General features: G+C 28.6%; 12 protein-coding genes. 10 read left to right on the top strand and 2 right to left on the bottom strand.

Annotated elements, in window-relative coordinates; translation table 11 throughout:
- Positions 1 to 22 precede the first annotated feature (22 nt).
- From ACZ5SO_RS10870 to ACZ5SO_RS10855, 4 genes are all read left to right on the top strand, one after another.
- On the top strand, positions 23 to 874 hold the full coding sequence (locus tag ACZ5SO_RS10870) for a hypothetical protein (RefSeq protein ID WP_464624584.1): 852 nt from the start codon (positions 23 to 25) through the stop codon (positions 872 to 874).
- A gap of 95 nt (positions 875 to 969) precedes the next feature.
- Complete coding sequence (gene pepT, locus ACZ5SO_RS10865) at positions 970 to 2,214, top strand: peptidase T (protein WP_464624583.1); 1,245 nt, start codon at positions 970 to 972, stop codon at positions 2,212 to 2,214.
- Positions 2,214 to 3,233 carry a hypothetical protein gene (locus tag ACZ5SO_RS10860; protein ID WP_464624581.1) on the top strand — a complete coding sequence of 340 codons (1,020 nt, stop codon included), beginning with the start codon at positions 2,214 to 2,216 and terminating at the stop codon, positions 3,231 to 3,233. Before pepT ends, ACZ5SO_RS10860 begins: the two co-directional genes overlap by 1 nt.
- Positions 3,234 to 3,284: 51 nt before the next feature.
- On the top strand, positions 3,285 to 4,628 hold the full coding sequence (locus ACZ5SO_RS10855; RefSeq protein ID WP_464624579.1) for a hypothetical protein: 1,344 nt from the start codon (positions 3,285 to 3,287) through the stop codon (positions 4,626 to 4,628).
- A gap of 3 nt (positions 4,629 to 4,631) precedes the next feature.
- Here the strand turns inward: ACZ5SO_RS10855 and ACZ5SO_RS10850 are convergent, their stop codons facing one another.
- Positions 4,632 to 5,402, bottom strand: coding sequence for a glycerophosphodiester phosphodiesterase (locus ACZ5SO_RS10850; RefSeq protein WP_464624578.1), 771 nt, complete (start codon positions 5,400 to 5,402; stop codon positions 4,632 to 4,634).
- A 111-nt stretch (positions 5,403 to 5,513) separates the two neighbouring features.
- On the opposite strand from ACZ5SO_RS10850, the gene ACZ5SO_RS10845 reads away from it, so the two are divergent.
- Positions 5,514 to 8,456, top strand: coding sequence for an insulinase family protein (locus ACZ5SO_RS10845; protein WP_464624577.1), 2,943 nt, complete (start codon positions 5,514 to 5,516; stop codon positions 8,454 to 8,456).
- Positions 8,457 to 8,503: 47 nt separating this feature from the next.
- Here the strand turns inward: ACZ5SO_RS10845 and ACZ5SO_RS10840 are convergent, their stop codons facing one another.
- Positions 8,504 to 8,848 (bottom strand): DRTGG domain-containing protein, encoded by a 345-nt coding sequence (locus ACZ5SO_RS10840; protein WP_464624576.1) that lies wholly within the window; start codon positions 8,846 to 8,848, stop codon positions 8,504 to 8,506.
- Between the two features lie 218 nt (positions 8,849 to 9,066).
- Between ACZ5SO_RS10840 and ACZ5SO_RS10835 the strand changes: the two genes are divergently transcribed.
- From ACZ5SO_RS10835 to hisG, 5 genes are all read left to right on the top strand, one after another.
- Positions 9,067 to 9,570 carry a hypothetical protein gene (locus tag ACZ5SO_RS10835; RefSeq protein ID WP_464624575.1) on the top strand — a complete coding sequence of 168 codons (504 nt, stop codon included), beginning with the start codon at positions 9,067 to 9,069 and terminating at the stop codon, positions 9,568 to 9,570.
- Positions 9,571 to 9,771: 201 nt separating this feature from the next.
- Positions 9,772 to 10,581: an FKBP-type peptidyl-prolyl cis-trans isomerase N-terminal domain-containing protein gene (locus ACZ5SO_RS10830; protein WP_464624573.1), complete on the top strand. Its 810-nt coding sequence runs from the start codon at positions 9,772 to 9,774 to the stop codon at positions 10,579 to 10,581.
- Between the two features lie 12 nt (positions 10,582 to 10,593).
- Entirely contained in the window at positions 10,594 to 11,193 is a 600-nt protein-coding gene (locus tag ACZ5SO_RS10825; RefSeq protein WP_464624572.1) for a DUF308 domain-containing protein, read from the top strand.
- 502 nt (positions 11,194 to 11,695) lie between these two features.
- Complete coding sequence (locus tag ACZ5SO_RS10820) at positions 11,696 to 12,808, top strand: IS110 family RNA-guided transposase (protein ID WP_464624023.1); 1,113 nt, start codon at positions 11,696 to 11,698, stop codon at positions 12,806 to 12,808.
- A gap of 77 nt (positions 12,809 to 12,885) precedes the next feature.
- Positions 12,886 to 13,746 carry an ATP phosphoribosyltransferase gene (gene hisG / locus ACZ5SO_RS10815; RefSeq protein WP_464624570.1) on the top strand — a complete coding sequence of 287 codons (861 nt, stop codon included), beginning with the start codon at positions 12,886 to 12,888 and terminating at the stop codon, positions 13,744 to 13,746.
- The last annotated feature ends 3 nt before the right edge of the window (positions 13,747 to 13,749 follow it).

Here is a 13,749-nt window from a genome sequence, read left to right as displayed (position 1 = left end):
ATAGTACAACCTATCAAAAAAAATGAAAAAAAGTATAGAAAATTTCTTTACAATTTTAATAGTTGTAATTTTAGTTTTTGTGATAAGTGGGTGTTCTTTTGCCTTAGATAGAACATTAAAAAAAAGTATAAGTGATGAAGAATTGATTACTTCAGTTTCAAGAATAGTCGATGAACAGCTAGAAATTGTTGCTCCATATTTTGAAGAAACTGATAAAAGTTTAGATTTAAATCAAATGACAGGAGACCAAGTAGTATCTGAATCTTTAAAAGAAGTAGGAGGAAAGGACTACTTAAGATTTAACTATAGTATTGCCCTTGAAGGGGATGAACGTTTAGATGATATAGCTACTCAAGCAAAATCTTTATTACCAGAGGAAGAAGCTTATAAAATTGATGAAAAGCTTCATCAAACAAGAGATTTTATAAATAGAGATATAGCTAATTTAAGTAAAGCGGTCCCTCCTAGTCAACAGGTAGCTTTCCAAAAAGATCTAAGGCAGTTAGTTACAAGAAGCTTTGTATTATTTACAGCTGGTCTAGTTTACATGTTTATGCCAGAGACTATGTTCTGGGGAAAGGTATCAGCCGCTGCTGCAATTAGTGTTGCTACAGGCGTTCTTTCTTGCACTATAATGAGTCTGTATCAATATTATAAATATGGAGGAGAGTCTCAACAGGCCTTTGCAGAGTGGGTAAATGAAATTTCAACAGAACCACAAGTTGCATTTGCTCTTGCAAACAGTATGATTTCTGTTGGTAAAACTATGAACAGATCTCCAATTGTTACAGGTATAATGATTTGTGTATTTTCATTATATCAAGTTATAGACATGGTAAAACCAATGTTGAAAAAATATAGTTTTGCTTTGTGATCGTTATAAAACAACAGTATTATTGTTTAGTATAATTGTTTTCTATATTACTTTGTGTAATAATAATGTAGAAACAAAATTGTAGGAGCAATCAAATGTTTGAAAATGTTAAAGATAATATGAAAACAAATTTCCTAAGATATACTGTTGTTGATACAATGAGCGACGAAAAATTAGCAGAAGTACAACATCCATCAAGTGTTAATCAATTAGATTTAATTAACTTATTAAAAAGTGATTTAGAAAAATTAAATATAAAAGATATTACTGTTGGAAAAGAAGGCGTTTTAGTCGCTCATATTCCACCTACTGTAGATAATGCACCATGTATAGGATTAATGGCTCACGTAGATACAGCTGATGATGTTGAAGGTAATGGAGTAAAGCCTCAAATCGTAGAAAAGTATAATGGGGAAGATATAGTTTTAGGTAAATCTGGTAGAGTTATAAAGAAAGAAGAAAATCCAGAACTTGACAAGTATATAGGTTCAACTATTTTTACTTCTGATGGTACAACATTATTAGGAGCTGATGATAAAGCTGGTGTAACAGAAATAATGGAGATTGCAAAAATTTTAGTTGAAAATCCAGAGATAAAACATGGTGAAGTTGAAATAATTTTTACTTGTGATGAAGAAACCGGTTGTGGTATGGACGCTTTCCCTTATGATAGAATTCATTGTGACTATTGTTATACAATTGATGGTGGAACTAGATATGAAATAGAGAGCGAATGTTTCAATGCTAGTAAAGTTTCTATTGATTTTAAAGGAGTATCTTATCATTTAGGTGCAGCAAGAGGCAAAATGGTTAATGCTTTAACAATGGCAACAGCTTTAGTAAATAGCTTACCCCAATCTGAAAGTCCAGAAGCCACAGATAATAGATTCGGATATTACTGTCCTTTAGAGTTAAATGCAACAAATGATGAAGCTCATCTTGTTGTTTATCTTCGAGATTTTGAAATCAGTGAAATTGAGAGAAGAGAAAATACACTTAAATCCTTATGTAAAATGGTTGAACAAATTTATCCAGGTGGAAAGACAAAAATTAATATTAAAAGACAATATTATAATATGAAAGATATATCTGTCAAAAATCCTAAAGTATTAGAGAGTATTTTTGAAGCTGGTAGAAGACTTGGGCAACCATTATTTGAATCCCCAATTAGAGGTGGAACAGATGGCGCTCGTATGGCAAATGAAAAAGGAATTCCATGTCCAAATATTTATACTGGGGGACATAATTATCATTCATATTATGAATGGTGTGCTTTAGATGCTATGGAAGATGCAGTAAAGTTAATTCTTGAAATAATAAAAATTGGAGCAGAAAATTAATGATAAAAAGGGCAATTATTTTTTCTCTTTTATTGATTAGCTTTTCAGTAATGTATGCATCTGATTTTCAAATTCAAAGAGGAGATTATAAAATAGATGATCTCTCACAAAAAGTTGAGACTTCTATTAAAACTGCCTTAGACTCTACCTTAGTAGGTTATACTAAGGTAGATGATTCTATTATGAGCACTCTTAAAATTTCTATATCAACTATAAAATATGAAGATTCTAATTTCTTTCTATCAGCCCAAGTTGTTTTAAATTCAAATTCAGTTCCAATAAATATTCAATTTAAAGAAGCAGATAAAGATAAACTAATCAAAAAATTAGATCAACTTTTATTTGATACATTAAAATATGATTTATCAGCTTTATTTAAAAGCGAAAGTGAATATGTGTTGAGTTATAATGAGAATTTTAAATCTTTTGAGAATAAAGATAATAAATTCAAAGTTGGTGATTTTTTATATCTTGCAGATTTTGAAAATAATAAATCTTTAGCCACTGTTAATTCAGTATTTGATGAAGTTGCAACTTTAAATTTTCTTTATAATCCTTCATCTTTAGTAAATTTAGAAATTGAAAGAGGACCAAGACATCAATTAGGTATAAATTTTGCTTATGATTATGAAGCTAATATTATTAGTATGAGTGGAGAATATTTTTATCTAAAATCACTTTTTGCTCCATTCGATACAATTTACTTAGGCCTATCATCTTCTCTTTTTTATGATTTAAATTATATAAAAATTGATGATGTTTCGATTGATTCAAATTTGTTAATAGAATTTCCCCTATCAATTATATTTAAATCAAATTATCTATTAAGTAGTGCAACAATATATTCAAAATTAAAGCTTGGCCTCTTAACCTATGATGATATAAATATGCATAGTGCGTTTGAAATAGGATATAAACAATATTTAACTCCAAATTTAAAATTAGCACTGTCATATAAAATGGATAGTAATAATGAGATGTATAATAGTATTTTATTTGCAACAGAGATTTTATTCTAATCTTGTTTAAAATAAAAATAATGGTAGAATTAATACATTAGGAAATTAAGAATGAAAAGATTTACAATAATATTATTTATCTGCATTATAATATTTAATTCTTGCGTAAGTGAGGATGAATTAATAGTCTTAGATTCAATTCCTAGTTGGGTTAAGACAGATCTAGATAATGACAATATTGAAAGTAATATAAATTATTATAGAATCGAAGGAATTGGAGCAACAGTAGAAGAAGCTACTTTAAATGCCGTAACTTCTTTCTATGATAGTTTTAGTAAATCTATATATATTCCTAATAAAGATATATTTATCTCATCATTATTGAATGATTATTATTATAAACCGTTAGAATTAAAAATTGAGAAGAAATATTATTTAGAAAATGAAGATTCCTTAAATAAAATTGTTTATTTATTAACTGCCAATAAATCTATAATTGAACAGGAGAGCTTAAATAAAATAGAAAAAGATCAACAAGTAATAACTGACTTAGAGCAATTTGAAAAAGAAAGTAATTTATTATATAGAGAAAATAAGGATTATGACTCAATAAAAATATTGATAGATGCTTATATAAAAGCTAATGAAAATGGTTTTATTGATAAAGCTAATACATATTTAAATACAATTATAACTAGAATTTCAGCTTTATCTATAAAGGTTTATGCAAAGAGTAATAAAAATATTTTAGAAATTAGAGTAAATAGGAATCAGGGATTAATTAACCCTACAGTAAAAGGGGTTAATCTTATAGCTCAATATAATTCAAAGGATGTTGATTTTCAAAATTATCTTTCAAGTGAAGATTTACTTCCATTTAAAGATAATTCTTTTACTTTTTATTTAGATGATAAAAATATAAATTTAAAAGGTTTGATAATATTTAAAATTGATTTAAGCAATGAAGTAGCTCTTCTTAGAAGTAAAAATTTTAATGAAGCTGCTGATAGAATAGAGTTGGTAATTGATGAAATAGTTTTTCCTTATGAAAGAATATCAGATTTTCAAGATAAAAAAGTGATGATAGTTTCGATAGAAAATGATGTTTACCAACAAAGGCGTGAAAGTTCAACAATTGAATTTTTTACGACACAACTTAAAAAATTAGGAGCACAAGTAATAGTTAAGGAAATAGATGATTTTGAAAATATAGATGAATTTAAATCTGAAGCAGATTATTTGTTTTTATTTAAAGGGGAAGTTTTAGAAAGTCAAGTTGCTATTAAAGTATTTGTAAGCTCTCATGGAAGTTTAGAAATATATGATTTAAATAGTCTAGAGTTAATTTTTCAAAGTAGTTTAATTGAAAGTGTAGCAATTGAAGATACTCTAGAAATTGGAGAAAAGGTATCTTTGATTAATGTAGCAAAAAGAGCTTTTCATAATTATTTTTAAATTTTATTGTTGAAATAATTTAGTAGATATAATTTTTTCAGGTACATTTGATATAATTCCAAACACTTTTTTATTTACAAGTTCAATAGCTTTTTGTTCGTCATCAACGCACCATGGTAGGATTTTAACTTCTTTATCGTTATATTGTTGAAACATCTTATCATTTAAAATATTGACATCTGGTTTGGCTATATTACATTGGAAAAGGAGAGAGCCATGACCTTTTCTTAAATAAAATGGAACTGATTTATCATTAGAAAAAATAATTCCTTCTAGAAGAGAGTGATTTGAAATTTTCTCAAAGGTTCTCATAGCAAAAGGGTTGAAAGATGTAACAATTACGTTAAATTCTAGTTTATATTTTCTAATTAGATTCCATAGTTTTTTGACTAATACATTATTATTTAACCCATTACTTTTTATTTCGATATCATAGAGCAGATTATTAGAAAATATTTGAAAAACTTCTTCTAGAGTAGGGATTCTTGTGTTTTTAAATTCTTCACCTTTATATATTCCAATATCTATATTTTTTACTTCTGAAAGGGTTAAATTTTCTATTTTATAGTCTTTATTAGTTAAGCGTTTTGTTGAAGAATCATGTATAACTACTAGTTCTCCAGTTTTTATTAGATGGACATCGAGTTCAATTGCGGGTATATTATTGTCAATGCAAAGTTGAAAAGCTGGTAAAGTATTTTCAGGGGCAAAGGAATTCATGCCTCTATGTGCAAATAGAATGGGTTTGTCTTTAAATTGATAAAATGCTCGCATAAATAAAACATAGTTCATTTTGTTTAATTTAGCAAGATTTATTATGTGGAATCAAAACAACTTGCAAAACATAGGTGGTTTTGATAGCTTAAATAAAGCGGAGGAGTTTGTATGAAACTTCAGAATGAAAAAATTGGTGATGAACTTTATGGGTTTAAACTAGTTGAAATTGAGAAATTAAGTGAATATGATTCTTATGGCTTATTATATAAGCATGAAGCAACAGCAATGGAAGTTTATCATGTTTTAAATGATGATAACGAATTGTTTTTTTCATATATATTTGAAACAATACCAAGTGATAACACAGGGGTTGCTCATATAATAGAGCATAGTGTACTTGCGGGGTCTAAAAAGTATCCTCTAAGAGATCCTTTCATGCAATTACAAAAAAGTAGTGCTTCAACATTTATGAATGCATTAACTTATCCAACTAAGACTCTATATCCAGCAGCATCTCCACTAAAAAAAGATTTTGATAATATTTTTAGTTTATATACTGATGCAGTATTTGCACCTTTATTAAGAGAAGAAACATTTATGCAAGAAGGGATAAGACTTCATTGTAATGAAAATGGTGATTTTGCATATAAAGGTGTTGTTTTTAATGAAATGCTTGGTGAAAAAAATGATGGAGAATATGTCGCAAATAGTATTTGTTTAAAAAATTTATTCCCAGATACCCCATATAATTTTAATTCTGGTGGTGAACCAATCGAAATCGTTGATTTAGATTATAAAAAATTTAAGTCCTTTTATATGCAATATTATCATCCAACTAATTCAAAGTTGTTTTTATATGGTAATTTAAGTATTGATAAGTATTTAGAGTTATTAAATAAAGAATATTTATCACAGTGTGCAAAAATTAATGTATCAAAAGTTAATTTGATTCCTAAAAAATGGGATGAACCTAGAACTTTAACTGTAAATTGCCCTAGTAGTGATTCTGATTCTGGATCTATAGTGGCAACAGCTTTTGTAACAACTGATTCATCTATACCTCTAGAAGTAATTACTTTATCGTTTATCTATGAACTGTTATTAGGCTCATCTGGTTGTCCATTATATAAAGCGATGTTAGAGTCTAAATTAGGGGAAGATGTTTCAAACTTAAGTGGTATTAGTACTGATTATACCATGATGCCTTTAATGATAGCCTTTTCTGGTGTTAAAGATAAAGAACCAGAACAAATTGAAAAATTTATTTTAAAACAATTATCTAAAATAAGTGAAAAAGGTTTTGATAAAGAGCTAGTTTCTGCAACATTTAAAAGATTAAGTTTCCAAATTCATGAGAAACCTTCTTCAGGACCAATGGGCCTTATAGTATTAAAACGTGCATTAAGAGGTTGGCTTAGAGGTTTCAGTCCTTCAACTACAGCAGAATATAGTAAAGCAGTTGATGAACTTAAAGTAAAAATGAAAGACAATCCAAGATATTTAGAAGAATGGATTGATGCTAATATAGTAAATAATAATCATCGTCTTTTGTTTGTGGCTAATCCAGATTCTACAGCTCTAGATGTATATAATGAAAAGTTAGCTAAAAAGATAAAAGAAAAAACTGATAGACTTGAAGCTGATGATAAATCTTATTATAGAGAAAAAACTCAGGCATTTTTAGAATTCCAAAATCAAGGTGATTCTCAAGAAGATTTGGAAAAGATACCTAAATTAGGCATTGATGATTTACCTAGTGATATTAAGTGTTATAACCATGAAAAAATATTAATACATAATACTCCTGTATTTATTATGAAAGAAGCAACAAATTCAATTGCTTATTTTGACATTTTTATTCACTTAGAAGATTTAAGTCCTAGAGAAATACAATTATTACCACTTTATACAAAAATTCTTGAAACTTGTTCCGTTGGAGATATGGATAACACTAAGGTGATGACTGAGGTTATGCGTAATACTGGTGGTTTTAATATTTCTTTAGAAGGTGGTTCAAAAACTAATCTAGAAAGGTGCTTAGGAATTATTTTTAGAGTAAAGATGTTAGAAGAAGATATTCAAAAAGGCATAAATTTAACAAAAGAAATAATTCAAGACTCACATTTAGATGATTATCAAAATATTTGGAATTCAATTGTTGAATTAAAAAACATGTATAAATCTGTAGCTTCTGGCTCTGGTTATAGATTCGCTACAATTGCAGCATCTAGTCCTTTTTCTGACAATGCAAAGTTAATTGAAGATTTGTTGGGAATAAGTCAATGGCTATTTTTAGATAAAATCAAACGAGAAGATATTTCATCACTAGCAGTTGACCTTGAAAATCTTAAGAAGAAAACTAATAACATCTCTAGGTTGGAAGTTCATTTAACATGTGATGAACACTTAATAGATAAAAGTACTAAGACTTTAGATGATTTCTTTAGTAGTTTTGAAGAGGGCCCTTCTATTCAAATTAAGGATACTTTTAATAAATTTAACGGTGAAGAACCAATCGATGCTAAAAAAGCCTTTATTTTACCTTCTTCAGTTAATCATACAAGTTATGTAATTCCATCAAAACCCTTAGGTAGTAAAGAAAATTCTGTACAAAGAATATTATCTTCTATTTTATCAGGTAATGATTTATGGAATGAAATTCGAGTTTTAGGCGGAGCCTATGGTGTTGATTGCCATGTAGAAAGTTTAGAGAGATTATTCATCTTTATTTCAGCTAGTGATCCTAATTTGACAAAAACTGTTGATAGTTTTAAGAAGGCGTTGGAAAAGTATAGTGATATTTTAGTAGATCAAGTTTTAATTAATGATGCTATAATTAGTAATGTCGCTAGTGATTTACGCCCATATGGTCCAGATAAAACAAGTATTATAGATTTTAGAAGAATTTTATATAAGATCACAGATGAGCAGAGAAAAGAGGCTAGGGAAGCGATTTTGCATGTTACAGCTGAAGATATAAGGCAGCAGGCAAAAATTCTAAAAGAAGAAAAAAGTCATTCTTTATCATTTTTCTGCGATAAAAGTATTTTTGATAAAGAAAATGAAATCTTGCAAATTAAAGAAGATGAATTAGTTTATCTCCCTGTATAAAAAAAATCCCACATTCAAAGTTGAATGTGGGTAAATGTTTTTATCAATTAGTAAATATAATTTAGTCCTTTACTAAATAATATTCCACTCAATCTATACATAGAAAATGGAGTTGTAATGATAGCGATATCAAACTCATTAGCCATTTCTATCATATCTTGGCTAGGTATTTTATTTCTTGCTATAACAATATTTCTAATATCACTCATAACAGCTGTTCTAACAGCTTGATTATTTGAGAGTCCTGTTATGAGCAGAATGTTGTCTTCTAGCAAAGTTAGTACATCACTCATCATATCGCTAGCAAAGGCAAAATCAACTTCATCATTTAAGTGTGAGTCCCCACACAAAAGTTTTCCAGAACAAAGTTCCAACACATCTTTCAATTTCATATACAAATTATAGCATTTTTTATCGATTGAGCATAGATGTTTTTTTTAATCCGTAACAAATTATCGATTTAATTTCTAGTTTTAACTTCATTCATCTTTTCAATTATTGCCCTATCAAAAACATGGACAATTCATAATTTATGATTTAAACTAACAATTAATAACGTATAAAATTTATGTTAATTTTATAAGTATTAAGTCTAGGAGTATATTTTTAAATGCAATTGAAAAAGTCCCTTTTATTTAGTCTCGTTTTCATGTTTGTTTCGCCTGTTTTATTTGCTTCAGTGCATTTTGGTACATATACTTATACTATAGATACTGTAATATCGATGCTTGAACTATCTTTAATAGAGGAAGGTGTTTTACCTGATACAGATGAATTTGAAGAAAATGTAAAAAGAATAAAACTTATGGTTGAAGCATTTGGTGAAGATGAATTAGTTAAAAACATGAAAGCACAAGCTCCTTTTAGTAGTATAGAAATTAATGATGAATTTTTAATATTAAGATTGAAAGATGGAGGATTTTCTGTTCCAATAGAAATAATAAAAAATGAAATATATTCTAAAGATCCTGAAAGCTTAGATAAAATAATAGGATTTTATAGAAATAATAAATTATATTTTAATTTTATTTTAACTTTTGATAGTGAAAAACAAACTGCAATTTCAAACGAATGTAGAGAGTTTTATTTAATACCTTTTGAGAGGGAGGGATAAATGAGATGAATGCAATTTAAGGAAGCAAATTTATTGAAGGTTTAAAACATTTTTTTGAAAAGCCTTAACTTTAACTAGACTTAATAAATATTCTATTGTACAGTTTTAATGAAAGTTCTCTTTTTAATGGTTTTAGTCTGGGGGTGAGGTAAAAACTAGAATAAAAGAGAAAAAACCCCTGCAACGGAAGGACATAACACCGTGAAGAATTATCCAAAATATTTTTTCACTTTTATCTTATTTCTTTTATTTGGTGCAAATTTATATGCATTGCCTAATCTTGAAAGAAAGAATGATATTAGTGATGATTTAGTATCTAAAATAACACCTAGTACAGATGTAGAAATTGTAGAAGTTGATGCTATAAAGGATTTAGACGATCCTCAAACTTTGGAAGATAAGTTTAGCTATGCTTATTCGTATTTACTGTATTTATCAACTCTTAGTCAAAATTTAGATATAAATCCTGAATACTATGCAAAAGGTGCAATAGATGCAGCTGAAGGAAAAGCTCTTTTTTCGGAGCAAGAAATTGTTGAGATTATACAGCAAATGCAACAACAAATGCTAAGTCAAGCTCAGCTACAAAGAGAAAAAGAAGCAGCTGAGAATTTACAAAAAGCAGAACAGATTTTAGCTGAAAATGCTAAAAGATCTGATGTTATTGTAACAGAGTCTGGTCTACAATATGAAATAATTGAAAAAGGAACAGGTGCTCATCCCACAGAAAGCGATAAAGTCGTTGTGAATTATAGAGTATATACTCAAGATGATAATTTATTAATCAAAAGTGAAGAAAATAGTAAGTTTGCCTTAAATTCACTAGTTCCTGGGTTTATAGAAGGTATTAAATTAATGAATGTTGGTGCAAAGTATAGATTTTATGTACATCCTACACTAGCATATGGTATGGAAGGTACTGATTCTATTCCACCAAATTCTTTATTGATATTTGATGTTGAGTTGAAGCAAATAATTAATGACCCAATTTCTTTAGCCTTGGGAGATTAATGAGGAATAAATATGAAAGAAACTAGTTTTTTTAAAAGAAATTTAACAATTTCAATGATTTTTGGTATTGCTATTGCAATTTTTGGTATAATTTTATTATTTCAAAGTGCAGAATTTTTAAATTTTGTAGTATTTATATATGGTTTATATAGTGTGTTTGTAGGTGTAAAAGGCTTACTGTTTGCAACTAATTTACAGCAACTAAAAAGAACTAAAACAGTAAATTTGTTTTCATCAATTTTTAGCATTGTTATTGGTATAATTATTATAGCTTATCCTTATTTCACTTCCACTTTAGCAGTAACAGTCATAATTTATTTATTAGCTGCTCAATTATTGATAAACGGTCTAGGAAATCTTTTTAGCTCTGTTGGCTTGAGAAACACTTCTTTTGATAGTACTTCTTTGTTAATTAGTGGTCTACTCAATTTAGTAATTGCTATAGTATTTTTTGTTTTCCCAAATCAAGTAGCCCAATTTTTCTTAAAGGTAATAGGTTTTATTTGTATCTTCTACGGCATTGGCCATTTCTTCTGGAGTTATAGGCTTAGAAAAGTTGAAAAAGAATTTGAAAAGAAGAATGTAGAAGGCGATTTTGAAAAAATGAATTAATAAATATAGAAGGTTTCGCTCTAAGTTTTATATTTATTGTATATTTATTGAATTTATATACAAGTAATATTGACACTAGTTAAATTATATATATAATTAAAAATATGAAAATTATTAGAACAATACATCATCATTTATTCGGTTTTAACCAACTCTAAGTGGTCTGGATTGTTCGTTATATCCTTGTAGTCTCCGCTTAGCGGGGATTTTTTTTTACCATAAATATATTTTAGGAGGAGTGATAAAAAGGTAAATAGCAGGTAGTTGCACCAATATTCCTATAGTGTGTTAAAATATATGGCACACAACTGAGGAATGGCCAAGACTTTAACTCGACATGTTTTACTAGTCCAAGAATATGAGACTGTTTAGGAGAATGAGGAGTTTTAGTCGTATCAATCACTGGTCCACTTACTGAGGCCGAATAGGAGAATGGAACAACTACCGAACAGAGAGCCATTTTTGATTTTGTGTATAAAAAAATAAATGCAAGGAGATAAGAATGGTTAACTGGGAAAACAAAACTGTTAGCGTAGGAATTGATTTGCATAAGACTCAATTTACAGTTTGTGCAATAACATCAACGAAAGAGATTCTATTTGAGAAAGTGTATCAAACTAACGATGAAGGTTATAATGCTTTTATTAGTGAATGTCACACTCTAGAAGACAAGTATGGTGCACATGTATCAATGGCAATAGAAGCTACTTCTAATGCTAGATACTTTAGAAACTTAATGCAGAAAGAAGGCTTTTTTACACTTGTTATTAATACTTTAAAATTTAAGGTTGTAACATTAAGTGCTAAAAAGACAGATAAAAGAGATGCTTTTACAATAGCTGAGTTTTTACTAAAAGATATGTTACCTGAAAGCTATCTATGCGATCAAGAAACAGAGGAGCTTAGAAAACTTATCTGTGAAAGAGCTGATTTAGTTTCATTGATAGTAAGAACTAAAAATAGAATACATAATATGATGTTAGGGTATGGGATAGTAACAACTGCCACTCAATTTCAAAGCAAGAAAAAGAGACTGCTTCTTCTAAAAGGTCTCGAAGACCACGCTTTGATTACGAAGAGGACAGTCTCTACCTTAAATAGTTTCATTCAAACTTTAGAAATTTTGGATGAACAAGTCAAGGCTTTAGAGGCATTAATTGAAGATTTTGTACAAGAAGATGAAGATGTTCAATTACTAAAAACTATTCCAGGTGTAGGGAAAATAACAGCTACAACCATTAGAGCATATGTTGGTGATATAAATAGATTTGCAACTTACAAACAGTTCGCAGCATATTGTGGACTCACTCCTTTTGTAAAGTTTTCAAATGAGAAAGGATTTACCGGACATATAACAAAGAATGGACCTGTAGAGTTAAGAACTGCAATGGTACAAGCTGTAATGGGTATGCTTCGTCTACAAAGATCATTAAGGTATTTGTCGCTAATTAATGATTATAAAAGAATGAAGAAAAACAAAGGTAGTGGGAAAAGTATAATTGCCTTTGCACGAAAACTCAGTAGAGTAATTTATGCAATTCTAAAGAAGAAAAAGCCTTTTGATATGAATAAATTAATAGGTGATTTTAATAAGCGACAAGCAGAAGCTGTATAGCTTCTAATAAAGAAAAATGAAGAAATTAGGTTATGGTTTTCTGTGAAAAACTATTGACCTTTTATAGGAGATGAAAAATGGAAGAAAGATTGAGAATTGCAATTCAAAAAAAAGGAAGATTAAGTGAAAAGTCACTTGAGCTTATAAAAACATGCGGTATTCATTTTGGTTGTGATTCAAGGGTTTTAAAAGAAGTCGCTTCTAATTTCCCAATAGAATTCTTATATGTTCGTGATGATGATATCCCTTCTTATGTAGACCAAGGTATAGCAGATATTGGTATTGTTGGAAGAAATGAATATGATGAACAACAAATACCTTTAAAAGTAGTACGTGATTTAGGATTTGCTAAGTGTCGTTTATCCATAGCAACTCTAACAAATTTTGAATATAAAGGTTTAAAATCCTTAGAAGGTAAAAAAATTGCTACTAGTTATCCAAATATTTTAGATAAGATTTTAAAAGAAAATGGAGTAAATGCTTCTTATGTTAAAGTTGGAGGATCTGTAGAAATTACGCCAACTATAGGTGTTGCAGATGCAATTTGTGATTTAGTTAGCACAGGAACAACTTTAAAAATGAATGGGTTAAAAGAAGTTGAAAGTATTTATACAAGTTCAGCAATAATGATTCAAAATAATAATCTCGATGGAGTGAAATTAGATATTTTAAAAAGATTATTAATTAGAATAGATGCTGTAAATAGAGCTAAAGATTATAAGTATGTAATTTTTAATTTACCAGAAGAACATCTTCCTGAAGTTGGAAAGTTAGTAGGATCAATGAAGTCCCCTACAGTTACAAAACTATATGAAAAAGGTTGGGTTTCTGTTCAGACAGTTGTTGCTGAAGACAGTTTCTGGGAGGCTTTTGAAAAGCTTAAAGCAATTGGGGCACAAGGTATTTTAGTTACAAAAATTGAAAAAATGACGGAGTAATCT

This window comes from Pleomorphochaeta naphthae (genome assembly GCF_055396005.1).
This window is presented reverse-complemented; position numbering and strand designations above follow the sequence as displayed.